This is a genomic window from Scytonema hankhaensis NUACC26, assembly GCF_045865695.1.
Classification (GTDB): Bacteria; Cyanobacteriota; Cyanobacteriia; order Cyanobacteriales; family Nostocaceae; genus Scytonema.
In genome coordinates this window covers 1-25,236 of sequence record NZ_BAACAP010000190.1, presented here as the reverse complement: position 1 = coordinate 25,236, position 25,236 = coordinate 1, and the positions used below count along the sequence as shown (strand labels likewise).

The 25,236-nt window shown below is 43.3% G+C and carries 20 protein-coding genes and 3 pseudogenes; 8 read left to right on the top strand and 15 right to left on the bottom strand.

The genetic code is table 11. The annotated features are described in order from the left end of the window. Positions 1–108: 108 nt before the first annotated feature. On the bottom strand, positions 109–3,462 hold the full coding sequence (locus ACKTT2_RS19685; protein WP_407889991.1) for a ferritin-like domain-containing protein: 3,354 nt from the start codon (positions 3,460–3,462) through the stop codon (positions 109–111). A 687-nt stretch (positions 3,463–4,149) separates the two neighbouring features. Here ACKTT2_RS19685 and ACKTT2_RS19680 point away from each other — a divergent pair. The 3 genes and pseudogenes from ACKTT2_RS19680 to ACKTT2_RS19670 all read left to right on the top strand — a co-directional run bounded on the left by ACKTT2_RS19680 (position 4,150) and on the right by ACKTT2_RS19670 (position 5,556). Then, complete coding sequence (locus tag ACKTT2_RS19680; RefSeq protein ID WP_407890063.1) at positions 4,150–4,311, top strand: hypothetical protein; 162 nt, start codon at positions 4,150–4,152, stop codon at positions 4,309–4,311. Next, complete coding sequence (locus ACKTT2_RS19675) at positions 4,241–4,597, top strand: OsmC family protein (protein ID WP_407890057.1); 357 nt, start codon at positions 4,241–4,243, stop codon at positions 4,595–4,597. The genes ACKTT2_RS19680 and ACKTT2_RS19675 overlap by 71 nt, the downstream gene beginning before the upstream one ends. A 48-nt stretch (positions 4,598–4,645) precedes the next feature. After that, positions 4,646–5,556: pseudogene (locus ACKTT2_RS19670) on the top strand (Rpn family recombination-promoting nuclease/putative transposase). A 136-nt stretch (positions 5,557–5,692) separates the two neighbouring features. Here the strand turns inward: ACKTT2_RS19670 and ACKTT2_RS19665 are convergent. The 6 genes from ACKTT2_RS19665 to ACKTT2_RS19640 all read right to left on the bottom strand — a co-directional run bounded on the left by ACKTT2_RS19665 (position 5,693) and on the right by ACKTT2_RS19640 (position 13,736). Next, entirely contained in the window at positions 5,693–6,613 is a 921-nt protein-coding gene (locus tag ACKTT2_RS19665; RefSeq protein WP_407889989.1) for a DUF4351 domain-containing protein, read from the bottom strand. A 325-nt stretch (positions 6,614–6,938) separates the two neighbouring features. Beyond that, a complete protein-coding gene (locus tag ACKTT2_RS19660) occupies positions 6,939–8,669 on the bottom strand; it encodes a serine/threonine protein kinase (protein WP_407889987.1) in 1,731 nt (576 codons plus the stop codon). Positions 8,670–8,881: 212 nt separating this feature from the next. Continuing rightward, a complete protein-coding gene (locus ACKTT2_RS19655; RefSeq protein ID WP_407889985.1) occupies positions 8,882–9,925 on the bottom strand; it encodes an aldo/keto reductase in 1,044 nt (347 codons plus the stop codon). A gap of 76 nt (positions 9,926–10,001) precedes the next feature. Next, entirely contained in the window at positions 10,002–11,906 is a 1,905-nt protein-coding gene (locus ACKTT2_RS19650) for a protein kinase domain-containing protein (RefSeq protein WP_407889983.1), read from the bottom strand. Between the two features lie 89 nt (positions 11,907–11,995). Then, positions 11,996–12,118 carry a hypothetical protein gene (locus tag ACKTT2_RS19645; protein WP_407889981.1) on the bottom strand — a complete coding sequence of 41 codons (123 nt, stop codon included), beginning with the start codon at positions 12,116–12,118 and terminating at the stop codon, positions 11,996–11,998. A 43-nt stretch (positions 12,119–12,161) separates the two neighbouring features. Then, the gene (locus ACKTT2_RS19640) at positions 12,162–13,736 is read right to left on the bottom strand and encodes a protein kinase domain-containing protein (RefSeq protein ID WP_407889979.1); all 1,575 of its coding nucleotides are present in this window, start codon (positions 13,734–13,736) and stop codon (positions 12,162–12,164) included. 96 nt (positions 13,737–13,832) lie between these two features. On the opposite strand from ACKTT2_RS19640, the gene ACKTT2_RS19635 reads away from it, so the two are divergent. Then, positions 13,833–15,032, top strand: a complete 1,200-nt coding sequence (locus tag ACKTT2_RS19635; protein ID WP_407890055.1) for an alpha/beta hydrolase fold domain-containing protein — start codon at positions 13,833–13,835, stop codon at positions 15,030–15,032. A gap of 105 nt (positions 15,033–15,137) precedes the next feature. Here the strand turns inward: ACKTT2_RS19635 and ACKTT2_RS19630 are convergent, their stop codons facing one another. Further along, the gene (locus ACKTT2_RS19630) at positions 15,138–16,046 is read right to left on the bottom strand and encodes a LysR family transcriptional regulator (RefSeq protein ID WP_407889977.1); all 909 of its coding nucleotides are present in this window, start codon (positions 16,044–16,046) and stop codon (positions 15,138–15,140) included. Positions 16,047–16,147: 101 nt separating this feature from the next. Here ACKTT2_RS19630 and ACKTT2_RS19625 point away from each other — a divergent pair. Further along, positions 16,148–16,660: pseudogene (locus ACKTT2_RS19625) on the top strand (enoyl-CoA hydratase/isomerase family protein); the annotation flags it as partial. A 59-nt stretch (positions 16,661–16,719) separates the two neighbouring features. Here ACKTT2_RS19625 and ACKTT2_RS19620 read toward each other — a convergent pair. The 7 genes and pseudogenes from ACKTT2_RS19620 to ACKTT2_RS19590 form a co-directional block, all read right to left on the bottom strand. Next, a pseudogene (locus ACKTT2_RS19620) lies at positions 16,720–17,001 on the bottom strand (Uma2 family endonuclease); the annotation flags it as partial. Between the two features lie 228 nt (positions 17,002–17,229). Beyond that, on the bottom strand, positions 17,230–18,294 hold the full coding sequence (locus ACKTT2_RS19615; RefSeq protein ID WP_407889975.1) for an alpha/beta hydrolase family protein: 1,065 nt from the start codon (positions 18,292–18,294) through the stop codon (positions 17,230–17,232). 315 nt (positions 18,295–18,609) lie between these two features. Then, positions 18,610–19,143 carry an effector-associated domain EAD1-containing protein gene (locus ACKTT2_RS19610; protein ID WP_407889973.1) on the bottom strand — a complete coding sequence of 178 codons (534 nt, stop codon included), beginning with the start codon at positions 19,141–19,143 and terminating at the stop codon, positions 18,610–18,612. A 74-nt stretch (positions 19,144–19,217) separates the two neighbouring features. Next, on the bottom strand, positions 19,218–19,400 hold the full coding sequence (locus ACKTT2_RS19605; RefSeq protein WP_407889971.1) for a hypothetical protein: 183 nt from the start codon (positions 19,398–19,400) through the stop codon (positions 19,218–19,220). 16 nt (positions 19,401–19,416) lie between these two features. After that, positions 19,417–19,782, bottom strand: a complete 366-nt coding sequence (locus ACKTT2_RS19600; RefSeq protein WP_407889969.1) for an aspartyl protease — start codon at positions 19,780–19,782, stop codon at positions 19,417–19,419. A gap of 5 nt (positions 19,783–19,787) precedes the next feature. Further along, positions 19,788–20,186 carry a hypothetical protein gene (locus ACKTT2_RS19595; protein WP_407889967.1) on the bottom strand — a complete coding sequence of 133 codons (399 nt, stop codon included), beginning with the start codon at positions 20,184–20,186 and terminating at the stop codon, positions 19,788–19,790. A gap of 449 nt (positions 20,187–20,635) precedes the next feature. Further along, on the bottom strand, positions 20,636–22,816 hold the full coding sequence (locus ACKTT2_RS19590; protein ID WP_407889965.1) for a DNA phosphorothioation-associated putative methyltransferase: 2,181 nt from the start codon (positions 22,814–22,816) through the stop codon (positions 20,636–20,638). Positions 22,817–23,390: 574 nt separating this feature from the next. Here ACKTT2_RS19590 and ACKTT2_RS19585 point away from each other — a divergent pair. The 3 genes from ACKTT2_RS19585 to ACKTT2_RS19575 form a co-directional block, all read left to right on the top strand. Beyond that, positions 23,391–24,302: a terpene synthase family protein gene (locus tag ACKTT2_RS19585; protein ID WP_407889963.1), complete on the top strand. Its 912-nt coding sequence runs from the start codon at positions 23,391–23,393 to the stop codon at positions 24,300–24,302. Positions 24,303–24,577: 275 nt separating this feature from the next. Continuing rightward, positions 24,578–24,889 carry a hypothetical protein gene (locus tag ACKTT2_RS19580; RefSeq protein ID WP_407889961.1) on the top strand — a complete coding sequence of 104 codons (312 nt, stop codon included), beginning with the start codon at positions 24,578–24,580 and terminating at the stop codon, positions 24,887–24,889. Positions 24,890–24,911: 22 nt separating this feature from the next. Then, positions 24,912–25,236 (top strand): terpene synthase family protein (locus ACKTT2_RS19575; RefSeq protein WP_407889959.1); only part of this gene is annotated, 325 nt, incomplete at its 3' end.

Below are 25,236 nucleotides of genomic sequence, written 5' to 3'. Positions count from 1 at the left end.
CTTTTTCTCAAGTTTATTAAAGTTCTTGCAAAAGTCAATTTTTGCGTACTTTTCCTTTGCGCCTTTGCGGCTTTGCGTGAGACAAAAAATATTTATCCAAGAAATCTACTAACCAAACATATGCTGAGGATTCTTAGCAAAATCCTCAAAATATCCGGCGTAGAAATCAAACATTTCGTAAACCATGCTAGGGATGACCTCGCATTCTCTAGCCTCATGACTCAGCCGTTCAAATCGACTTGCGATCGCTTGATACGCAATTTCAGGTGTAGGAATATATGTAGGTGGGTTAGCAATCTCAAAAGAAGGACCGGCTGTTTTCCCGCGTTTACCAGAAGGCATAGTCATCAGCAATTCACCCAAAGGACGCATCATACCCGTCATCACATCAATCGCTGCATTCATGAGTTTCGATCGCCGCATACTACCATGAGGCATTAACCCGAAGTGCTGCACCATTAGTTGCATCATTAAATAGTAAGACTCGTTAAAAATCTGCATGACAGCCCTCGTTTGGGGAACAGTCACAACAGTAGAGTTGTAATCTTTGTGATGGAGCGTGGGGTTACGCAAAGCGGGATATGCTGGATTCCAAGGTAATTTATGCCCAGTCGTAGCATCAATGGTTTGTTCGCGAGCCAGTGCATCTGCAACGCGCCGGAATTTTTGATAATGAGATTCTTCAAACTTAGGCGAATCTGCCTCACAACCCTCTCCTTGTTCGACAATTAAGTCAATGGCAAAGAGAGCGCTGTTGACATCATCTACATGAAACTGATAATCGGGGTGAGATTTATTGGTATCTTTTCGTAAGAATAAGTGGTGTTCGCCACCCACGCAACCTTTTTTAACAACAATTAAATCTGGAATATTTTCAATTGCAAAGCGAATTTGGCGGTACAGTTCGCTTAAGGAACCATAACCATAGAGTTTATCAACGCTTGGATCGTTGGGTTCGGTTTCATGCGCTAAATCTTCCACCAAAAAGTCGGGCAATTCAAATTGTAAGAATCGCTGCAAGCTAGATTGACCAAAGGGTTCAAGAGCAAAATCGACTTCTATAGGGAAGCGTCGATTCGCTTCATGCCAATTGGGTATAGCTGGGTAGAAAGGTTCGCCGATCGCCATTAAGATATTATTGACCATCAAGAAATGAACCATCTCTTCGCGAGAGATATCCAACAGTACGCCCCGCATTCCATAGTTGTGTCCTTCTTGACCGTCACCGCAAGCGAGACGCAGTTGTTCGGGAGTCCACAAACCCCGACGCACGTACTCTTCACCAGTGATATAGTTGGGAATGGAGTATGCAGCGTAAACATACTGCAACATAACTGCGGCTTCAAGTTCAGCAGCATGTCGCAAAGCGGTTACTAGTTCATCACGAGTTTGAATGGTGCGCTGAGTACTCTTTGGTGTTGGTTGAGTTTCGGGAACGTAGCCCACTCGCTGTTGGTTTTGCAAATATTTACGCAAAAGCATTGCATGAGGTTGGGACATATCTCTTGTGGGTGGCATATAGTAGGTTTTGTTTTTGTTGCAAGGGTCGCACATCTGCCACATTAGGCGAGCATAAGTTTCTACCTTGCATTTGTCCGCTAAACTGAAGACCTCGGCTTTCATAAAGGAAAAGGAAAGTTCGTAGAAAGCGAGGATATGCTCGTAAATCAAGTTAAAGTTTACTGACTCATCTGGAATATCTTCTAAATGCCAATTGTTAGGGAGAACTCGCAGCGCAAAGGAACCAGCCCCCGACCAGAAGCCAAGTTTATCTTCATTATCATAGCTTGCGATCGCTCCGTCGGGATGAGAAGGATCTCCCAGTATTTCGTCAGCCTGCGTTGATAGCAGGACTCGTGCAGTTCCCGATCGCACTCCACGCACAGTTACCCAACCGCGTCCTTGGGGATCGGTTGCAATTACAGTTGAAGCCGTAAAATCACTGATTTCATCTTGCTGACCCGGTTTGAAATGTACTATATCTATACTGTGGGGAAAGTGGAAAATTTTGTTGGCATTCTCTGGATTGCGATCGAAGTCATAACGTAACTGAGGGAAACCTTTTGGATTATAGAATTGGCGTAAGTAGATCGTTTCAACAGGTGCGGGACGACCCCGAACAAAAGACCTTACCTCTAATTCTACGGCGTAATCCTCACCCCGTTTTTCATCTGGAAATTCTAAAAATAAGCAAGCATCATTAACTTGGATGTTAATTTCCTCTTCCCGAACTAAAATCTGTCGCTCACCGTTAGGATGAGTTCCAACAATGCACAAACCCTGCTGTTCGATCTCCTGACACAGATGCTCAAAGGGTTCTGCCAAAGGTACGTCTACAATTCCACTTGTAAGTTGATGTGCTTGTTGTTGGTATTCTTCCTTGGGAATTCGCGCTACCAATCGCTGACTTTTAGCTGTACGCAGTTCCAATTCGCCCAGGTCAAGCTTGGAGGCGATCGCATGAGTAGGTCCCGGTCCTGCTTGAGTTGCACGTCCGTTGCAAGGAACTGCTGTTACCATATTCAAGCAAGCACCTTGAGGAGTTATGTCAACTGTCAGGTTAGACAGTGTTCTGTCTTCGGGATTTTGGAAGATATGACGGGGAGTTAACAATCGACCGTGTGGGTAAGTCGTCAGTTCGCCTTCACACCACAACCCGATGGTTCCATGTAAATGCCAAAAGACTGGTGAGTCGGGTTGTAATGGAGCAGACATATTGCTGATACTGAACTGTACAACCACTCCCAACACATCTTCCCGATCCATTGCACAACGTAGTAAGGAAACTGTCGGTGAAAGTGCTGTCTCTTCACCCCAGAGCAAATCTTTAGCGTCTTTAGGTATGACAAATTGATAAACTTCTGCACGTTTAAACTCACTATTGAGGGCATGTTCTGGCAATTCTCGGATGTAGTTAAAATTTTGCCAACGAGCTGGTTGCATCCCTTCAACAGGAGCTGAGAGCATATATGGGACTTCATGAGATACACCCTGTCTTCCAAAAGTTAGTTGACCGACCATGATTGTGGTTGTCCAATTAGAAGCGGGATCGCAATCAAAGATACGAGCGCGATTAAAAGTTGTAGCTAGGTAATCATTGAAATGACCCCACATATCAATGTTGCGTCCGACTACGGGGTCTTGTTGGTCAACTTTTCCTGGTTCGCGTTGGGTACTGACAATTTTTGCTTCGATCGCAAAGTGACCGTTTCCTCCAAAATCCCAACCTCTTGCCATACTGAAAGCACCGTTTTCATCCCATTGTCCTTCAGCATTAAACCGAGGTTCCAAGTTTTGGAGGTATTCGTGGTATTCAGATAAAGGACGGCTGTGGTCGAAACGTTCGCCCTTCATATAAACTGTGTTGTTACTCAGATCTACCAAACCGTTTTTATGTCCCGTGGGGGCGTGAGTGCGGGCAAAACCTTGAAAGTGCAGGCGTGGAAAGTCTAAGATGCTCATAATAAAATAGGAAGTAGGGAGTAGGGAGTAGGGAGTGGGGAATAGGGGGAGGAAGAACAAAATTTGAGGTAATTAGGACTTATGCATAGCCCCCCTTTTTAAGGACTTACGCATAGCCCCCCTTTTTAAGGACTTACGCATAGCCCCCCTTTTTAAGGACTTACGCATAGCCCCCCTTTTTAAGGACTTACGCATAGCCCCCCTTTTTTAGGGGGGTTGGGGGGATCGACAACGTGTGAAACTCCCAAAATAGCGTTGAAGTTGCGTAAATCATAGTCATTACTTGTCTTACCAATCCCGAGAGATCTGGAAATTTAAAAGATTTTGAATTTTGATAAATTTTGGCAAATTACTAATATAATCATCAAGATTGTTACTATTTGTTGTATTCTTTATAGAAATTTTGTTTTTAATCGTTTTAGTCATTTTAAAATTAGATTTGAAAAATAGGTGGTGTTGACTGATTAACATAAATTAATATTTCCTTCTGCTAGATAAGATATTATTTACTGTCTGCTTACAGTCAATAGGTGACCTTTGTGTCTCCATACTTGTCATCAACAGTTATTTCCCATGTTCCGTAAATGTTGTAGCCTCTGCAAGCATCTTAAGACTATTTCATACTTTTTCTGACTTTTTATGACTGTTTTGGCAGTGAGTAATCACCTGACCAGTGACCAGTGACCAGTGACCAGTAATCACCTGACCAGTTCGATCGTTTTTTTTGAAGCCTCTGTTGCGATCGCTTGGACTGGTAATCTTGGGGAAGGAACAGCAAATTACCGAGCATACAGCCGCAACCACGAGATTCGTTCGTCAAGACAAACCTATTATTTATTGCTCGTCTGACCCCTCTTTTCGTGGTGACCCAACACGGTATAATCCAGATGAACTGCTGTTGGCATCAATTTCTGCTTGTCATATGCTCTGGTATCTTCATCTGTGTGCTAGTGCAAAAATTGTTGTGACGGATTACATTGATAATCCAGTTGGTGTGATGGAAAAGACAAATAACGGAAGCGGGCGATTTACTGAAGTTATGCTCAAACCTCGTGTAGCGATCGCGCTTCAGTGCAGATATCGAAAAGGCAACCCGTTTGCACGAAGAAGCTCACAAAATGTGCTTTATTGCTAATTCTATCAATACGACCAACTTTTCAAAACACTTCTGTCCACGTTTTTCGTGGAGTTCATAGAGCTATTTCTACCAGAAGTCGCGAATTATCTTGAGCGTATACCCATTACCTTTTTACCACAAGAGTACTTTACTGACCTCATAACTGGAGAACGAAAAATTATTGATTTGCTTGCACTAGTAAAGTTTCGAGGACAGGAGACTTGTTTCATTATTCATGTAGAAAATCAGTCTTACACCGAATCTGATTTTGCGCCGCGAATGTTTTTCTATTTTGCTAAGCTACATCAAGAATACTTGCTTCCTATTTATCCAGTTGTTGTATTTTCTTTTGATGAACCAAAACGGCAGGAACGGAAACAGTATCAAGTATAATTCCCAAATTTAAAGGTACTGGAGTTTAACTTTACGGTAATCCAACTGAATCAGCTTAATTGGCGAGATTTCTTACAACAAAAAAATCCGGTAGCAGCAGCTTTGATGGTGAGTCCAGTCCTGTAGGCGGGTTTCCCGCCGTAGGGAACTGGCGAACCCGAAGGGCAAAAATGCGAATTGCGCCAGAAGATAGGGCGAGAGTGAAAGCAGAGTGTTTGCGATTACTAGCAACTTTACGGCTCGATCCGGCTCGAACAAAGTTAATTTCTGGGTTTGTGGATACTTACTTAGAGTTGAATGCTTCAGAAGAGCAGGTTTTTCAGCGTGAGCTTGATAGTATGGGTCTAAGGCAGGAGGAACAAGTTATGGAAATTGTCACGAGTTGGATGAAAACTGGAATGCAGCAAGAGGCGCAAAAGCTAGTTCTTCGACAGTTAAATGGTCGGTTAGGAACAATTGAGCCGTCCTTAGAGCAGCGCGTGCGTGAATTACCGTTGGATCAAACCGAAGCTTTGAGCGAAGCTCTACTAGATTTTGTTGAAATATCAGATTTGGTGAATTGGTTGGAGCAAACTCGCAGTTAAGAGAATAAAGTTATGGAAATTGTCACGAGTTGGATGAAAACTGGAATGCAGCAAGAGGCGCAAAAGCTAGTACTGCGGTAGTTAATTGAACAAAAAGATGCCCGACTTCTTGAAGAAGTCGGGTATCTGAGGTTTTTTATGCTTCAGTTTGATTTAACCAAGCTTGTAAATCAGCTACTTCAGAAAAGTCTAATAAAACTTCTCCCAATGCTTCAAGTTGTTCGGTGGATAATTCTCTAATTTGTTGAGTCAATGATGCATCGATTTCACCAAAGAGGCGATTTAGCTGACAGATAACCAGACGTTGCTCTCCTTCGAGCCGTCCCTCTTGTCGCCCTTCAAGTCGTCCCTCTTCTTTGGCTTGTTCTCTATTACGCTGATAAAGTGGCTCCAATCGCATAATTAACTCCCGGTCGTCTTTATCTATATCTTGATTGATTCTCAAATTTTCTTGCAGGTTGTACACTAATTCTAGCGTTGCTTTCTGATAGGGATGATTCTCAGGTAACCCAAGGAGTTCAAGAATTGCTTGCTGTTGCACTCTTCCCCTACCCAACAGTCTCAACCATAACGTCTCTGGTGTTGGTGGTAGCTGATGTATGACAACAATTGCTGCTCTCAACGCACCTCCCAAAAAGTAAATTCCTGGTAACCATCCCGATCTTTGGTTAATGTTAAAACTCGATAATCTATTGGTAGATGCTGTGGGAGTGAGAATCCACAGTTTGGGGATTTTCTGTTTTGGAAGTTTAGTTTTCTGGGCTTTCGCTTCTCGACGCATATCCGCTCTGACTTCCAATAATTTTAGCAAGCAGTCGCAGATTTCATCTTCCGTAGCTGCATTGCGGAATGGTTCTAATATCATCGGAAATTCGGCAAATCTGCCTAGCAAACCTAATGTTTGTACATCGGAACTCTGGGGTTGAGCGGGAATGAATAAAACATCGATTTCTTTGATCTCTCCTGAAACTTTTTCTGAAGTTTTGACCTCTCCATAGTTTTTGAGTAATTCTTCGAGGTAATCTTTGGCAAACTTGTCGTGTATAAAGCGGGTCATTGAATTTGAAGCATGGATTTTGGGATTTGTTAAGCGGTTATTGTATCAGATTTTATCTAAATCCTCTTGTCTGCCCTAAGATTACTTATTTGAAATCCTATTTTCATGTCAATACTGTAAGGGCTGAGAATTTTTGTAGTAGGGGTTAAACGATAATGAAACCCAACAAATACTTGTAAATATTGAGTTTCGTTCCTCAACCCAAGCTACATAATTTCATGGTTTAAGCAAAACCCGATCGGTATTGATTTTCATGTTAGTCCGCGTAGGCGGACTTTGTTTGTGTAGTCGCGACTTCCAGTCGCTTCAATATTTTCTACCTAGATTATAAATTGCTAGGAATTGTTTTGAAATTCTCTAGAGAACCTAGAGAATAATCCTCTAATTTGAAGTCAGCAAATGGTTTTTTCTCTAACCTATCTCTAAGGGCTTCATCTAAAAGAACGCCCTCTGATTGTTTCCTCACTCCAATGATAATAATGCTTCTTTGATAAGCGGTTAAATCTTGACTCGCCTGACAGTCATTTCGACGAAATTGCCCTAAATTAAGTAAGCGGTAACCTTTGACGCTATTCGTATTACTAAATATTTTTTTAGCTAAAAGTTGTATCTGCTTTGAACGCTCAAGTGCTCTACGTTCTTCAACTGCTACAACACCTTCACAAGAAGCTGTACCTACAGAAATAATCTCTGTAGGACTTTCCATAATCCTCTGTATACCTTCTTGCTCTAAATTAGACTTTAAAGCGTCTAGATTAATGATTTGGTCATTGTATTTGACTTGGAAATCACTACCTAAAAGCCATTTATATTCTACTGAAAGAACAGCTACGTTAAATTCAGCAATCCTACCTTGGCTATCTCTACCTTCTTCATAGGGAAAGTAGTCAACTTTTCCTTTTCTTTCTGGTGCTTGTCCGTAATTGGGAATGGAAGCAAATTGTGGAAACCGTGTTGCTAATGCAACTATGCCAAGAAAGCCCAAGACCACGAGCAGGGCTGCAAACAGAGAAAGTAATGGCACTTTTTCGGATGGCTTTTGTGGTGGTATACATTTGGGTTGTGGCGGTAATGTTGTCGTATCTGGTGGTGACAACCGTTGTGTATCTAAACTTCCCACAACATTGATGGTAGCTACAGCGCTTCCACCCAACTGCTGTTCGATCGCAGCTAGGCGTTTTAATATTTCTTGGGTATTGGCGGGACGTTGACTAACTTCTCTTGCCATTAACCAATCAATACAGTTTAACAGGAGTGGTGAAATGCCTTCAGTGCGATCGCGCCAGTGCAATACATTATCATGAGCGTCGTACAATGTTATGGAGTTTTGTCCTGTGAGCAAAAATACAAAAGTGCGTCCTAAAGCAAAAAAATCTGATTGAGGTACAGCTAATCCATTCAATTGTTCTGGAGGGCTATAACCAGAGGACATAATTGCTGTGACACCACCCGCACTACCATGTAGTTTTGCTAAGTAAGTTCTCGTCACCTCCCTAGCAGTGCCAAAGTCGATGAGTACCAACTGCCCATCCGGTCGAATCATAATATTAGATGGCTTAATATCTCGGTGCAGATACTGCTTTCCATGCACAAGCCCCAAAATTTCCGCTAATTGTTTCAACCAAGCTATAGCTTGGTCTTGAGAGATGGGTCTATTTTGCTGTTGTCTCAGCCACTGTTCTAAGTTAGGACCCTCAATCTTTTCCATAACAATACAGTGTAAATTCAAACCGTCTCTGGTTTGATACTGAAAGTAGCTATCTTCATTAGGAATGCCAGAATGTTCCAATTGTCCCAATACAGCCACCTCTTGCTGGAAAAGTTCCACAGCTTTGGCGTCCCCTGATAATTCCTCTTTAAGAACCTTCAGAATTTTTGGAGTGTCTCGTTCATAAGCCTCATAAATTTTACCAAAACCCGTTTTATCGCTTAAAAGCCGCATCACCCGATAGCGTCCCTGCAATTCCATGAGGGAACCACAACTTTGACAAAAGCGGTTTTCATCATTATCTGGATGGTTCGGTTGGGGACAAGTGGGGTTTATGCACAGGCTCATGACAAACAATGAATGGGTAAGCGTACCAGTACTTTATGGTAGCGACTAGGAGTTACTTATACTAATGACAGATATACTGAATTAAAGTTGCAAGGTCTCGTGCAAAGACGCAAAGAAACTCGTTGCGTCCTATTTATCGATCGCTGGTCACTGGTCAGGTGGTCACTGGTCAGGTGGTCACTGGTCAGGTGGTTACTGGTTACTGGTCACTGTCAAGCCCATTCTCGGAAAAAACTGCTATCCTGCCAAACAGAAGCAGTCCGTTGTTCGAGCGCCTGCAATTCCTGCTTTGAAAGTGGCTGAAAAGCCCTAGCTACCCTCACATTTTCCTCTAGTAACTTTACATCCTCAGCCGCAATAATACAACAGTGAACTCCTGGTTGAGACAGAGCATATCCCATCGCTTGATGCATACCGTTCAAAATCCCAGGTTTAAAGAGACGACCGTAAGCAGGAACTTTCATTGCAATTATACCAGTGTTATTTTTTTGAGCCACTGGTAACACGCCTGTAATAAAAGGGCTAGGAGTATGTTTGTCAGCAGCGTTAACAGGGATAAGAGCAGTATCAAATGGATAGCGGCGAAGTGCTTGGGCTATAATTTTCGGGTTATTATGTCCCGTAATACCAACAAAACGCACTATTTTTTGTTCTTTTGCTTCCCGTGCAACCCTAATTGCACCATGTTTGGAATTGAAAATAGCATCCAAATTCCAGTCAAAGGAAACAGAATGAAACTGCCATAAATCAAGATAATCTGTTTTTAAACGTCTGAGAGATTGCTCCAATTCTCGCCAAGCCCTATCTCTATCTCTCGCATTGCTTTTACTTGCCAAAAATATTTCCTTGCGATGAGGTGGTAATACTTTACCCAAACGTTCTTCACTCGGTCCGTAGTTAGAAGCCGTATCAAAGTAACGAATCCCCAGTTCATACGCTCGTTCAATAATTGCTAAGGAGTTAGCTTCTTCCTCATCTTGAGGACGAGACAGAGGAGACGCCGATCCTCCCAAACCAAGGATAGGAACTGTCACACCCGTGCGACCCAAAACTCTTTGCGGCATTTTTTCCAAAGGCGCATTAGATACTGAGGTAGATACACCTTGCGAGTTCAGGTCTGCTGTAGAACTAGAATTTTCCGATGGTTCAACTGTGGAACTAGTAAGTTGCTGACAAGCTGAAGTCCCCACAATTCCACCAGCAACAGCCACGCTAGTTTTTAGAAAATTGCGCCTAGTCGTCTTACTGTTTACCATAAAACCCTCCTAGCATAAAGCCACTGGTCACTGGTCACTGGTCACTGGTCACTGGTCACTGGTCACTGGTCACTGATTACTTACGCAAGTCTGTATCCCAAATACCAATGTAAATTTGGTCTTCATTATTGCGTTCGATCGTTCCTCTTAAGCCACCAAGATTAAAAGAATATCGATTGCTTTGACGGTCGTAAACTTTTTGTAACCCTTGCTTAATATCACCAGAAGCACTACCTCCTAACATTCCTTGTAATGTATTTTTCATGACCTCCGGTTCAACAGATTGAGCAAAAGCTACCTCTGTTTGACGCAAAACTCCCGTTCTACGGTCAAATAAGTAACCGAGGTCAATGCGGTTTGGTTCTAAGGTGTAAATATAAGCACGAGTATTCCACAAACCCCTAGAACGTTTACTAGGTCTACCTAAAGTCGAGCGCACGGTATCTTCTGGCGTACCTACGGGGAATGCAGGGACATTACCACCTCCCGTATTGGTAGTCGCAACTTTTTGCTTTTCCGCTTTTTCCTCGTGTTCTCCTTCTTTTTCTTCTTTTGGTGGTTTAGCATTGGAGGCTTCCTCGGATGCAGGAGGTTCCTGTCGCTCTTCTTGTTGCGGTGCGGTTGCAACAGGTGCTTGAGATTCTTCTGTTTGTGGAGGTTGGTCTGAGGCTGGTTGGGATGTGGATGCTTCTTCTTGTTCTTGAGGTGTTGAATTTTCTGTGGATTGAGAAGGTGTAGAAGTTTCTACTGGCTGTTCGGGTGGATTACTAACGACTGGATCGGGTGCAACTGGTACTGGAGGTGGGACAACAACCCTGGGCATATTTCGCTTGGATTCAATTGGCTGAGTCACTGTTGGTGAAGGGCTTGGGGTTGTAATGTTTGCTTCCGGGGCTTGTTTGGTGACGGATGATGTCGCAACAGAAACTTCCGGTTCTGGCTGACGGCTCATGCTCGCGATCGCAATGGCTCCTATCATCCCGACAACCACACCTCCTGCAATCCAAGCTGGTTTTTGCCAATGAGAAGTAGAAATTGTTGGATTTTTGGTACGGTCTGGATGGAGTAGGGTATTCTGGGAAGAAGCCGTGGCACCAGCAGAAAGGGGGATTGTGACTTGTCCCGTCGCTGTTTGTGGGATAATGGTTGGAGGAGCAGTGACGGATTGTAGGGCTTGTAACATTTTACTCGCCGTTGTGTAGCGAGCGCCTGCATTTTGTTTGATAGCGCGATCGATAATTTCCGCCAGACTTGGAGACACCCCAGGAGCGTGTTGACGCCAAAGAATGTCACCTGTTTGAGGATGAGTTTCCAATTCGTAAGGACGTTTACCCGTAAGTAAATACACCGCCGTAACGCCCAAACTATATATATCCGTTGCATAAACAGGGCGTCCGATAGCTTGCTCGCTCGACATATACCCTGGTGTGCCAATGATAATCGATTGCGTTAAGTGTCCAGAAGTGGTAGCAACCGAACGTATTGTTTCTTTAACAGCACCAAAATCAATAAGTACTGGTTTGCTGTTGAAAGAGCGAAGAATAATATTTTCTGGTTTAATATCTCGGTGGATAATCCCTTTACTGTGGACGTAATCTAACACAGAGAGAAGACTCAACAAAATTGCTCTCACTTCTCCTTCACTCAACTTCCCCCTAGCGTTAAGCACATCCGTCAAAGTTTGACCCTGAATCCACTCCTGAACTAAGTAAAATTGCCCTTGTTCTGAAAAATAAGCGTAAAGGTTGGGAATTTGCTCGCTTCCTTCACCCAAAAATTCCAAAGTCGCTGCTTCTCGTTCAAACCGCTGTTGAATCATTTGGTAAGTTTTTGGGTCTTTAGTCACTGGTTTGAGTTGCTTAATAACACAGCGACGGCGAGAAGGCATATGGATATCCTCCGCCAAAAAGGTGTCACCAAATCCACCAGATCCCAACACTTGGATAACTTGATACCGATTGTTCAGCAGCTTTGTTGTCATAATTGAGATTAAAGCCCTCACCCAACTTAGACTAGGATAACGCAAGCTGCCAAGATAGCTCATAGCAGTTTTTAAGGTCTACAACCAGACTATGCTGTTGTGGTAAAGACTCTGCTGTTGTGATAAAGACTCTGCTGTTGTGGTACGGGCGTCCCCGCCCGTACTAAACAAGAAAGCGGGCGAGGACGCCCGCCCCACTCGGTGTAGTTCATTAATTTGAAAATTGTTGTAAACTGTTAAACTAGGCAAAAAATTTTATCTCGTATCGACAATGACCCATTTACCGTTTTGAGCATCCCACAACAGGAAAAAACGCACGGAACTAGAAACAGATCTTCCCGTTTTCATAAAATATCTTAATCGAGCATTAACTGTAGCTGTTTCCGTACCTGCTTCTTCTAAACTGACTTGTTCGAGTTCGACACTTTGAACTTGTCCTCCCCACCAGTCAATGTAGGAAAGATAGCCATTTGGGTGAAGCCGTTTATTGTTTTGGTAAGTAGGGGACAGGAGATTCCATCCCGTTTGATAATCTCCCCGATTAATTGTTGAGAAATAATTTTGAATTGCCTGTTCCGGTGATGGTTTATCCACAGAAGGCGATGAGGGTTCGGAAACTTCAGGAGATGGAGTTGTGTCGAGGGGAACCTGTATTTGTTGTGGCGGTACAGAGTCTTGAGGTTCCCCAGAAGGTTCTGCTGAGGGTTGAAGGGGCGATTGAGTTTGCTCTGTTGATGGTTGTTGTACCTGTGGCTGAGATTGTCGCGAATGAAAGATTGCAAAAACACCAGTTCCAATGGCAACAGTCACGCAAATAGTAGCGAATAAAGTACCAAGAAAACTGCCATCGAACCAACTAGATGAGTTGCTCCTTTGAGAGGAAGGTTGTGAGGATTGGACTGGACTTATAGAAACAGTATGTTGAGATGTAGGGTTAGGTGGTGTGGTGGAAACTTGTGGGTGAATGTAGGGAACGGTGGGTGCAACTCCTGGAACTGTGGGCGCAACTGGGACTGTTCCGGTTTGCAAAGCTTGTAGCATTTCTCTAGCACTGGTAAAGCGATCGCGTGCGCTAAATTGAATTGCCTTTTCCAGAACGGCTGCAAAACTTGGCGTGACACTCAAAGCATATTGCCTCCATAATACAGCACCTGTGGCGGGGTCTGTGCCTAACTCTTGAGGAGACTTGCCTGTGAGTAAGTAAATTGCCGTCAAACCTAAGCTATAGAGATCGCTAGCAAACATGGGACGACCAACGGATTGCTCGCTGGGCATATATCCCGGCGTACCAATTACAATTGATTTGGTGGTATTGCCTGAAGGTGTCATGACGGTTCCTACAGTTTCTTTGACTGCACCAAAATCAATTAAAACTGGTTGATTATCCCGATGACGAATCAGAATATTTTCTGGTTTGATGTCGCGATGAACAATACCTTTACTGTGAACAAATTCTAAAACTGGTAAAATACTGGTTAAAATTTCTTTCACCGAACTTTCACTGAGTACGCCCTGTTGTTGTACCTTGGCTGTGAGTGTTTGTCCTTCAATATACTCTTGAACTAAGTAGAATTGACCATTATCCGAGAAGTAAGCGTAGAGGCGGGGAATTTGGCTGCTACCCTCTCCAAGGTCTTCGAGAATTGCTGCTTCCCGTTGAAATCGCTGCTGTACGAGTTCGTAGACTTGAGGATTGTCCTGAATGGGTTTCAATTGTTTGATAACACAGCGTCGCTGTGAGGGCATTTGGGTATCTTCTGCTAAGAAGGTTTCTCCAAATCCTCCACTCCCCAATGTGCGAAGAACTCGGTAGCGATTGTTAAGCAACATATACAGTGACCAGTGAACAGTGACCAGTAACCAGTGGGTAAGATATATTGTTTGATATTTTACTCGGTTTTTGATGTTGCTACCAATGGAACTGGAATGACTGGAATTTGGAAAGTATTTTTATTGACACTGGTACTGCTTTTAAGTGGTATCGGTCTTTTCTTAAGTGCTTGGATTGTTCTTCCCGCACCAACTATGTTTTTACTGACTTTGGCTGTGGGTGCACCTGAAGTCTGTCCTTGGTTGTTGGGATTCAATGCGATCGCTTTTTTGCTATCTTGGTTGTGGATTTACCGACCTCGCCTTAAGTACTTGGCTTGTCTTGCGAGTTTCCTGGGATTGCTGATTTGTGGATTGGAGTTAGCAGCAATACCACAAACTCAAATGAAAATGTCTGATGCAATGGTTTTGGGTTTGGGTGTCAATTATTTGGACAAGATTCCTGTGGAGATTCGGACCGAAATGCGATCGCACCCGTTTAGTTTGACAGACTCCTTTGTTGGGATTCATCGCAATCGCACTCGTCATCAAACAGGTATCCGCTTTGCCAATCCCAATGGAGTCCCTCTCAGTATGGAAGTTTACCAACCTTTAAAAGTGGGGAAATATCCAGCACTTGTTGTTATCTATGGTGGTGCATGGCAAAGGGGTAATCCTAGTGTAAATTTTGAATTTAATCAATACATGGCGTTGCGTGGATATACGGTATTTGCTATTAATTACCGTCACGCACCCCAACACCGCTTTCCCGCCCAACTCGAAGATGTACGTGCAGCCTTGGATTTTATCCGTATCCATGCGGTAGAGTATGAAGCTGATGTAGAAAAGATGGTGTTGTTGGGACGTTCATCCGGCGCACACTTGGCAATGCTTGCTGCTTATCAACCTGATGCACTGCCACTTCGCGCTGTTATTAACTATTATGGGCCAGTGAATCTCACTGAAGGGTACAACGATCCACCTTCACCCGATCCTATTAATATTCGTCGGGTTTTGGAAGCATTTTTAGGCGGTACGCCCCAGGAAATTCCGCAAAAGTACGAGATAGCGTCACCATCTCATTACGTGACACGCCCATTACCGCCAACACTTTTAGTTTATGGTGCTCGCGATCGTATAGTGCAGTCAAAATTTGGACGCCGGATGTATCAACGCTTGCTGAAGTCCAATACCACAACTGTGTACTTAGAAATTCCCTGGGCAGAACACGCTTTTGATGCTGTTTTCAATGGAGTGAGCAATCAATTAGCACTGTACTATACTGAGAGATTTTTGGCGTGGGCATTGTATCGGTAATAATTACAGCCCAGCAATTGGTATTTCTTCTTCTAAAAGTTTTATGCTTTACTGTAATTCTTGTTTATGACTTAAATATGAGTGTATTTATTTTAGTCCAGTTACTTAATGTTCACAATCTGATAGCCAGGGATCGCTCCTAAACTTATCCGCTAAGAAATCAATGAAACAGCACACCTTGGCAGGTCGAAACCGTCCTCTTCTGAAAACGGCATAAATCGGTAAAGGAGTGGGTTGATAGTCCTTCAGCACAACTTTGAGCGTTCCTTGATGCAAGATATCTCCAAATAACCATATTGGTGACACTGCAATGCCCAAGCCCGACAAAACTGCTTCACGCACAGCGGTTGAGTTATTCGCCTGGAAATTCCCGCTTACAGTCACTTTTATGTCTCCGTGCGATCCTTGAAAGTGCCACTCATTTACAGTGGAAAGTCGCGTGTAAACTATGCAGTTATGGTGGGTTAGATCCTCCGGTATTTCAGGTTCTCGCGCTTGCTGGAAATAAGACAACGCACCAACTGTAATTCGTCTCGTTACACCAATACGACGAGCAATCAGCGAATTGTCTTGTAAATCGCCAATGCGGATGGCTAAATCTACGCCCTCTTCAACTAAGTCGCTGAAGTGGTCAGACATGGTTAAATTGATTTTGATATCTGGATACCGATCGAGAAACAGTTTGAGGCGAGGCACAATTTGAAACTGTCCGAATGCAACCGGACAACTAACGCGCAGCAACCCTGATGGCGTTTGTCGCGATCCAACGCTGGCTTCTGCTTCTGTCATCGCTGCCAACACCTGTTGGCAGTGTTCGTAAAAGCGAGTCCCTTCATCTGTTAAGTTCAAGCTTCTAGTCGATCGCATTATCAGTTGTACACCCAAGTACTCCTCTAGAGCAGCAATTTGCTTGCTAACTGTGGGCTGTGTGGTATCCAGTTCTCGTGCGACTGCCGAAAAACTTCCTGTCTCAACCACACGCACAAAACTCTTGATACAGTCAATTCGATCCATCACGAGCCGATTGATTCTTGTTTGGAATAAATTATATTCCTTTTTACCATCTTCTCAAAGCGTTAGAGATAAATCACCATAGTTTTTAGAAGCTTAATTGAATGCAAACGCAAACGGGAGGTAAAACTATGCAATCTACAATCGAACAACCCGCTTACTTCAATCGGTATGAAAACTTGCACTTCTACCGAGACGAAAACGGGATTTTGGAAGTACGGATGCACACTGATGGAGGACCCTTGGTGTTCACAGGTAAAACCCACCGGGAATTTCCTGATGCCTTCTATGATATTAGCCGCGATCGCGATAATCGGGTGGTGATTTTGACAGGCACGGGCGACTCCTGGATGGCACAAATTGACTTCCAAAGTTTGGGTGATGTCACCAATCCCCATGAATGGGACAAGACGTATTGGGAAGGCAAAAAGGTTCTGCAAAACCTGCTGGATATTGAAGTGCCTGTCATCAGTGCCGTTAACGGTTCTGCCTTGCTGCACACCGAATATATCCTCACGACTGACATCGTTCTGGCTTCTGAGAATGCAGTATTCCAGGATATGCCCCACCTGAATGCAGGTATTGTACCGGGCGATGGAGTGCATATTCTGTGGCCTTTGGTGCTAGGACCATCTCGCGGACGTTATTTCCTGTTGACTCAAGAGATGCTAACCGCCACAATGATGTCCGGTTCGTACCCAGATTTGTCACGGTACGGTTTGACAATCGATTCTCTGGGGATTGTCCAAATGTCAGTTTTACCCATCTTATCAATTGTTGTTATCAACCTTCCAGCGAGAGAACCAGTTAAATTTGAATGCTTCCCTCTAGGCTTAGGCATTTCTATAATGACTCCATCATGTAATTCGTACCGAACTTCTGAGTTTTCTGGATACCATTCGATAAACTCATCAAAAGTATATAATTTTGCTTCTGTTTGTGCTTGAGCTTGGGACATAAGTAACTACCTCCACATATATTCGACTTTACCATCTCTCAAAACGAGTATGGTTAGGCAATAATTCTTCAGTAATAGCTTTTAACTCTGAATTGTCAGGATTCGCTTTATGTGCTTTGCTCCACTCATTACTTTACAACTTCTGCTGGTAAATCAAACTTGAGGCAAAGTCCGCGATTCAGAAATTACCTTTTGCTAGTATTAAGATTAGGGATGGAAATATAATTACTAGCGATCGTGCCACGATTGTAACCATCTTTTCCACCGTAATAAGACTGACCAGGTACTTATTGCCATTAATCCTAATGTTAAAGGTGCTTCAGAGACAGACTTTAATTGTTTGGTAACAGTGACATTTTCATCTTGAATATCACCTGTAAAATAGACATAATTCAAAGCATCTTTGTCACCGAGAATGCTAGCACGTAAAAATAATCCACTCCAACGAGCAATAGTTTCAATCGCTACATCTTGAGCTATGGTTGGGACGTTTTTCTCAAACCCAGACCTTGAAGGGTCATTGATATTTGTAATCCCATAGTGGTTGGCACCATCAATAGTGACAAATAATTTGGGCGGTTCTTGAATTTGTTCGTAAGTTAACTTTGCATTATCGATAGTATTTATGCTATCAAGCGTCCCATGTAATAAGGCAACGGGAATTCTTGAATTATTGATAGGAACAAACTCTTGAGTTGATAAATTTCGTAGAAAAGAACCGAAAAACGCTCCGGCTTTCAGTTCTTGCGGTCGGCTGTAATCGGATTCACAAAAAAAGGGAAGGCAAGCGTTTGCGATTCCTGCTAATCCAGCATAGCCTCCGGCGGAGTGACCGAGCAATCCTAATTCAAGTGTATTAACAACACCACTCACAGGAGTTTCAGGATTTGCGTTTTCTGCCTGCATTTGTGATAAAACAGCGTTGATTTGACAGGGTTCGGGTAAAAATCCTTCAACATTACCCTGTGGCAGAATTCTTATGTGATTAGGTACAACTACCACAAATCCGTAGCGGGCTACTAAACTAGCGTAATTAGAGTAAAATGATTTATCAATGTTTGAACCTTGCAATAGAAGTACTACAGGAAACGAATAATTGCTAGTTTTTAAATTTGATGGATTGGGGTAGTAGATATCTGCTAAATCGTTATTATCTGCTATGGTTGTTGTATAACTGGCAACATTTTGAAACAATAAATCATTACTGAAAGTCACAGCAGCAGCTTTCCCCATACTTAAACCTATTAGGGCTGTGCCAAGAGTTGCGACTGACAGGATTTTGTATAAACTCACTTGAATCACTCCTACAAGCGCGAAAGGCATCAGAGATACTATGCCATCATGGTTCGTGTCAAGTCAAAACTTAACATACACAAGTACGCCGATTTGAACTCAACCGTCCACGGCGCTCCATTATTAACTTTATTATTTCAGCAAGTGTCATAAATAGACCCCATCCAATATGTTGATTAACCTCATTTATGGGGCTTTTGCTTCCCTTCACCATTGCCAATTGAGGATTATCAGAAGCATATAAGACCTGCACTTCTTTCCCAATACAGGAATAAGGTTGATAGTCTAGGCAAATACCGGCAGCTTTGAACTCAACTACTTGTCCAAGTTTAGTTTTAAACCTGGGTTTTCAGGATTTGATTGGTATGCAACCCGAACTAGTTCTAAAAGCCATCCCTGAGATTCGGCTGTTTGGATTAATTTAAAGATAATTGTATTGAGATTACTCTCTTGAGTAATTTCGTTTAGTTTTTTATCGAGATCGTAATATAATAATTGTTCGAGAGATGACGGTTCTGGAAAAGCATTGATGAGAGCAGAATGTAATTTTTTGCGTTGATGAGGAGCGATAAGCCGGGTACGGCTTGCGCCAAGGGCGATCGCTCTTTTTTCACCACAGTTATTTTCTCTGTCAAAATGCGTTGTTGATAGTTGTGTGTTTTGATGCGTCAAATTTTCTTTGCTTTGCTCTAGTTCTCGTTGTAGTGGTGTGATGGATTTGCGATCGCGGTTGCTTTCTTCTCCTGATAGTTGTAAGTTGATATCTTCGATTAATCGACGGACATCTACCATTTGACGACTTTTCCTACATTGAATCTGGTAAGCAGCATCGGCTAGAAACTCATACAATTCGTTGAGTGGATAACTATTTGTCCGAATTCTGGTGGCAGCGCTCTCAGTTGATTATCACTGAGGTCTAGCGATTACAAGTTGGTGAGTTGCCCGAATTCTGGTGGTAGCGCTCTCAGTTGATTATATCTGAGGTGAAGCGATTGCAAGTTGGTGAGTTGCCCGAATTTTGGTGGTAACTCTGCGATAAATGACGATAAGCCGAGTACGGCTTGCGCTTCGCGAACGCTCAATGCACTCCGTATAGGGAGATACATTCTCTCCCAACTGGGTTTACCCTAATGTCAACAGATTGTTTGGAATATCAACGACTAGCCTTCGCGTAAATAACCAGGGTAAACCTAACAAGACTTCTGCTATTTCTTCTCCCCCGATAACAGGAATATTAAATTCTTGTCCATCTAAACTAACAGTTCCAGCATAAATGTTGAATTGCGCTTCTCCTTGAGCAGTCAGTCGTGTTTCCTGGCTATCAACTAGTTGCCAGCCTAAAGAAACAGCATCTTGGGTATTAATTGCTAACCAGTCAGTAAAACCTGTATCGAGTAGAGCATCAACAGTAATAATTAATCCGTCTGCTGCTACAAAGTCTATTTCAAAGAACAGCTCGCCCTTTCTGCTAAATTTTCCTTCAATCAACTGTTTTAATAATCTCCCACTATATTTAACTGAAAAGTACAAATTAACCTAGATGGATGTTTGGTACGAGCCTGATTCTGGGCAACTTCTTTATTAGCATCAAGAAAAAAATCACCACTGTCAGGTTCAATCGCTACATACCAGCCAGGATAATAGTTGCTTAATTCACTTTTGTGATTATCATAAATTACACGTGCGCGTGCAACATATCCTAGGTTGGCTTTCTTTGGCGATAATTGGTTTGTATACTGTCGAATGCCTACCCAAGGACAAGTGTTTTGATTCTGCAAACGAGACTTCATTGAGTCATGGGAATCAGCGCCATTAATTGTGGAGTGGGAATTCTCAGAAGAAACAGTATTTTTATCTTCAGTGAATTGCCGTTCGGGGTAAGTGTTGCTCATAGTGCTGTTGCTTTACAGAAGGCGAGTAGACGAATTGTAAGTGAGCATAGCAAGAAATTTCATTATATAATAAAAAAAACGACGCCTCAGCAACAGGCTGAAAGTGAGATGCAGGCAAATCTTGCAATATTATATTTGACGTTTTCTGAAGTCAGGGACTCTGTAGGCAAGACTCAAAGTGAAGTTGCTGAGGATATGGGATAGAGAAATTGTCATCACTCAATTTGGAGCGATAATAAGGGAAGCTTAACGGAAGACAGCTGTATCGCATTAACAACACCCCGGTCTAATACTATTCGGATAAGAATTTTTGTGGATTGGGTTTACCGTTGAGAAACTCAACAAATGCCTGTAAATGTTGGGTTTCGTTCCTCAACCCAACCTACGTATTTTCGTATTTTTACGCTTAAGCGAGCGGAATTGTATCCCGATCGCTCGCTGGTCACTGGTTACTGGTCACTGGTCACTACCCCCTGATTCCGCCTTTTCTCCTGACGATTGCGAACGGCTGAACGCAACACCTTGAGTTTATAAGGATCGGCATCTTTGCGCCAGTGCAATTGATATCCGTTGAGAGTCGCACAGTGGTCTGCCAAACATTTCAGCCATCCAGAATAATGACTGATACTGCGCCAATCATCCAATAGTCCCCAGTCTTCTTCTTGACGAGTCAGTTTGGCAAATTTCTCGTAAAGCGGATAGTCAGATGTCACCAATGCTTCTTTGTAATGAAGCATGGGGGGATTATCATCTGTATCGTAATCTCGATAGCTGACGTGCAAGTCTTGTAAGTTAATAGTCATACAAGTCTTGAGTAACGGATGCGGATCTGAGTCAAAGTTGGGATAATAAAGATAAGAAATCTTTGCACTTTTGGTATGAAATTTAATAACATTTGCTTCTTCCAAACGCCCAATAGTGCGACTCGCACAACCTTCATAAAGGCGCAACAGCGAATCGAGTGATTGTAGGGCTGAGATATGAACCCATAAAGAATTGGGTAGTTTTTTTCCTACGAGGCTATTCTGACAAGTTTCCCGAACGATTTCTAGATTACCTACGCTGAGAAGCATGATGTCTGCATTGACACAAGCTTGCTTGTAATTACCAAATAAACCTTTAATATCTTCTTGAACTTCGGGGGCTAAATCTCTCAATTTTGGGCGGTGGCTAAACTGGCTCAATGCTAAGTAAACCATCAAGTCTTGACGGCGTTTCTCAGAAATTTCTTCCCATTCTTCCAGGTTAGTTGCTTGCAAAATGACTTGAAAAGCACGTCGCAAGGTACCAAATTCTGAATTGATGTCTTCTTCTTGTGGTAGTTCGCCTTTACTGGGAAAGCGACCCCGTTCAGTAAAAAAAGCCATCAGGGGTGCAAGCAGTTCCTGATAATCTTCAAATCGTTTAATGCGAGAACAAACTCTGGGGGTTGTGGCGCGAGAACGGTAGCGGGAAGCTCGAAACAATTGTGCTTGAGCTTCATCTCGGAAAACAAAATAAACGCCTAAAGCAACGGGAATGGCATCAACACCAAGAACTTGGTCAATGTAACGTTTGAGTTCTTCTTGCTCGTAGTATTTCTGAAAGGTATTGCGGGTTGTGATGACTCCATCTTCATAGGCGACAACGCCCCTGGTTGAGTCTGCTATCAAAACTTGCGCTGAGACCAGCAGAACTTTACGGGTGAGTTCCCAGGCTTTCACCAACGCCTCTCGCCGTTCGCTTGGGGTTTCTATAACATTGATTACGTACCCAAGATTGACGATATCAGCGGAAGTTTGGGGAGTGTCTGGTGAGTAGTATGGGTCCCAGCCCATACTGTTATAACCTTTTTGGGCAATTCGCTTGACATCTCCGCCGTGTCCGCAACCATAGTCAAAAAAGGTGGTTTCTGATGTAAACAAGTTAGCATCTATTGCTAGGCGCACGGGACGGGACAAATCGTTGCGGTAAATTGCTGCTCTATGACGATCTATCCGAGGTGCTGATGGTTCGCTGGCTGGTTTTGCTTGTGGCTGTGTTGTGTTGGGAGTTTGGTGTTGTACGAGATGATGTCCCTGAATTTCTACCCCAAATGCTTGCAAGCGTCTTTGCCATCCTTCTCGCGTACCGATGTTTCTTGAGTCGTCTAGCAAACCTAATTTTTCTTGAGCGTTTGTCAGTTCGGCGAACTGTTGGTATTGGGGATAGTCTGGCGTGACAAAGGTTTCTTTGCGGTGGAGTATGGGAGGATTTTCTGAGGTACTGTAGTCTCGATAAGTGGTTTCTAGAGTTTCTGTGTCAACTTGGATACTTGTTTTTAAGGTTGGATGGGGGTCTGTGTTAAAATCTGGATAGAAGAGGTAAGAGATTTTGGGTTTGCGAGTGCTAAATTTTATAAGTGTTGCTTCCTGGGCTTGGGGAACTACACTTCTGGCACGGCTTTCATATTGCTGGAGTAAGGGGTTAAGGGCGGATAGTGCTGTGATGTGGACGTAAAGCGCTTCTGGCAATAGTTTACCAACTTGACTTCGCTGACAACAGGATGCGATCGCTTGTAGAGACTCCACTCCCTGTTCGGCTTTAACCTGAGATTTCTCAGTTAAGCTAGTTACCTCAAATTTGTTCGAGCTATCTTTACCAAGAGCCATCGGGCTTAACTGTGGAGAACTACTACTAGCAAAATTGGTGGTGTTTTTTCATGGTAATGGCAAGTTGTTCGCAACTCTGAACTCTTAGAAATATTTCTTAACAGAAAAGATAGCGATCGCTTAATGCTGGGTTGGAAACTGCCATACTACTTATTATTTTTTAAATATTTTAATTATTCACTTAAGTGTCCACTTAATGACTACTAAATGTCTTAACTGTCCACTTAATAACTACTAAATGTCTTAACTCGTATTGCATTTTATTGATAAAGCTGAGACCAGCCTACTAACTGTTGATTGCTATTTTTGGAGGCAAAGTAAAGATATTACTTGACTGAAGATGTATGACAAACTTTCCTAGTGGGTTCGAGTTATTGCAGCCACTGACTTTATTTGAGTAGGCACAATAAAAAATTGCTCATCTTAAACGATATCACGATATTTTGGCAAGAGTCAATTGTGAACTTTTTAATTACAATAAATAATTTTATTGTATCAAAGAGCGAGCGCAAATGTCAAATTAACACGACTTCGATCGAGACAATGAGCTTAAACTGATAGGTTTAAATGGACAATGACTTCTAGTAAGCAACCTTTTGAGTTGCCGAGTTTTTATGTACCTTGGCCAGCACGGTTGAACCCAAACCTGGAAGCAGCACGGGTACATTCTAAAGCTTGGGCTTATGAAATGGGGATTTTGGGCGGGGCAGAGGGATTGGAAGATTATGGGATTTGGGATGAGCGCAAGTTTGATGCTCATGACTATGCACTATTGTGTTCCTATACCCATCCAGATGCCGATGAACTTATGCTTAATCTGGTCACTGACTGGTATGTTTGGGTATTTTTCTTTGACGATCACTTCCTTGAGCTTTACAAGCGCAGTCAAGATATGGCTGGGGCTAAGAAGTACCTCAATGGACTACCGGCGTTTATGCCCGTGCAGCCTCAAGAAACGCGACCAGAACCCACTAATGCCGTAGAACGCGGTTTGGTAGACCTCTGGAATCGCACCATCCCCAATGCCTCCCAAGGCTGGATAATCCGATTTTTTGAGAGTACTATCAATCTTCTTAAAGAATCTCTCTGGGAACTCGCCAATATCAGCCAAAATCGAGTTGCTAACCCTATTGAGTACATTGAGATGCGCCGTAAGGTGGGAGGAGCGCCCTGGTCAGCTAACATAGTGGAACACGCTGTTGGGGCAGAAATTCCCGATGCGATCGCCCCCACTCGACCAATGCGTGTCCTCAAGGATACCTTTTCTGACGGGGTGCATCTACGAAATGACATCTTCTCTTACCAAAGAGAAGTAGAAGAAGAAGGGGAAAATGCTAACTGTATCTTGGTTTTAGAACGATTCCTTAATGTAAGTACTCAGGAGGCGGCTAATCTCACTAACGACTTACTAACATCTCGGGTGCAACAGTTCGAGAACACCTTTTTCACAGAGCTTCCTTGTTCGAGGAATATAGTTATAGTCTGAGTCCCGACGAGCGTCTGAAAGTAGTCCTATATGCCAAAGGGCTTCAAGACTGGCAGTCGGGGGGTCATGAGTGGCATATGCGATCGAGCCGCTACATGAACCAGACATCAGACAAATCTTCGACCCTCAGCTGGTTTTTAGGCGGTCCCACTGGGCTGGGCACATCGGCGGCTCGTCTGGGAGCTTTGTACAATAGTTTGGGACTAAAACGGTTCAAAAGCTTTACCCATGTTCCCTATCAGCCTGTAGGGCCAGTAACTTTGCCGCAGTTTTATATGCCCTTCTCCACGAGTTTAAACCCTCATCTAGAAGAGGCTCGGCGGCATTCTAAAGAATGGGCGCGTAAAATGGGGATGCTGGATGTACTGCCAGGGATGCCCGGTATTTACATCTGGGATGACCACAAATTCGATGTGGCTGACGTGGCGTTATGCGGTGCTTATATTCATCCATATGGGTCTAGTGCTGAGTTGAATATCACAGCCTGCTGGCTCGTTTGGGGAACCTATGCTGATGACTACTTCCCGGCATTGTATGGTTATAGTCGCAACATGGCAGGGGCAAAAGTTTTCAACGCTCGGTCGTAAGACTTTTGGCTCCGATCTAACCATGAGCCTGTCTCGACTTTCCCAAGGGGACGAGATTCCACCAGAGATCTTCCGTACCCGAACTATGCAGGCAATTGATAATTCAGCCGCCGACTTTGCCTGTTTGACGAACGATATTTTCTCTTATCAGAAAGAAATCGAATTTGAGGGCGAGATTAATAACGGTGTGCTGGCGGTTCAGAATTTCCTTAACTGCGATATGAGTCAAGCCGTCGCCATTGTTAACGACCTGATGACATCTCGTGCCCTTCAGTTTGAACTTATCGTTGCGACTGAACTCCCTATCTTGTGTGACGATTTCGACCTGGATACCAGTGCCCGCAAGA

What these genes read in the sequence shown, in the direction of transcription:
- ACKTT2_RS19685 (WP_407889991.1), bottom strand. Translation starts at nt 3,462, where the DNA reads ATGAGCATCTTAGACTTTCCACGCCTGCACTTTCAAGGTTTTGCCCGC.
- ACKTT2_RS19605 (WP_407889971.1), bottom strand. Translation starts at nt 19,400, where the DNA reads ATGTATCTCCCTATACGGAGTGCATTGAGCGTTCGCGAAGCGCAAGCC.
- ACKTT2_RS19640 (WP_407889979.1), bottom strand. Translation starts at nt 13,736, where the DNA reads ATGTTGCTTAACAATCGCTACCGAGTTCTTCGCACATTGGGGAGTGGA.
- ACKTT2_RS19595 (WP_407889967.1), bottom strand. Translation starts at nt 20,186, where the DNA reads ATGAGCAACACTTACCCCGAACGGCAATTCACTGAAGATAAAAATACT.
- ACKTT2_RS19585 (WP_407889963.1), top strand. Translation starts at nt 23,391, where the DNA reads ATGACTTCTAGTAAGCAACCTTTTGAGTTGCCGAGTTTTTATGTACCT.
- ACKTT2_RS19635 (WP_407890055.1), top strand. Translation starts at nt 13,833, where the DNA reads ATGACTGGAATTTGGAAAGTATTTTTATTGACACTGGTACTGCTTTTA.
- ACKTT2_RS19660 (WP_407889987.1), bottom strand. Translation starts at nt 8,669, where the DNA reads ATGAGCCTGTGCATAAACCCCACTTGTCCCCAACCGAACCATCCAGAT.
- ACKTT2_RS19630 (WP_407889977.1), bottom strand. Translation starts at nt 16,046, where the DNA reads ATGGATCGAATTGACTGTATCAAGAGTTTTGTGCGTGTGGTTGAGACA.
- ACKTT2_RS19650 (WP_407889983.1), bottom strand. Translation starts at nt 11,906, where the DNA reads ATGACAACAAAGCTGCTGAACAATCGGTATCAAGTTATCCAAGTGTTG.
- ACKTT2_RS19665 (WP_407889989.1), bottom strand. Translation starts at nt 6,613, where the DNA reads ATGACCCGCTTTATACACGACAAGTTTGCCAAAGATTACCTCGAAGAA.
- ACKTT2_RS19580 (WP_407889961.1), top strand. Translation starts at nt 24,578, where the DNA reads ATGCCCTTCTCCACGAGTTTAAACCCTCATCTAGAAGAGGCTCGGCGG.
- ACKTT2_RS19590 (WP_407889965.1), bottom strand. Translation starts at nt 22,816, where the DNA reads ATGGCTCTTGGTAAAGATAGCTCGAACAAATTTGAGGTAACTAGCTTA.
- ACKTT2_RS19645 (WP_407889981.1), bottom strand. Translation starts at nt 12,118, where the DNA reads ATGAACTACACCGAGTGGGGCGGGCGTCCTCGCCCGCTTTCTTGTTTA.
- ACKTT2_RS19655 (WP_407889985.1), bottom strand. Translation starts at nt 9,925, where the DNA reads ATGGTAAACAGTAAGACGACTAGGCGCAATTTTCTAAAAACTAGCGTG.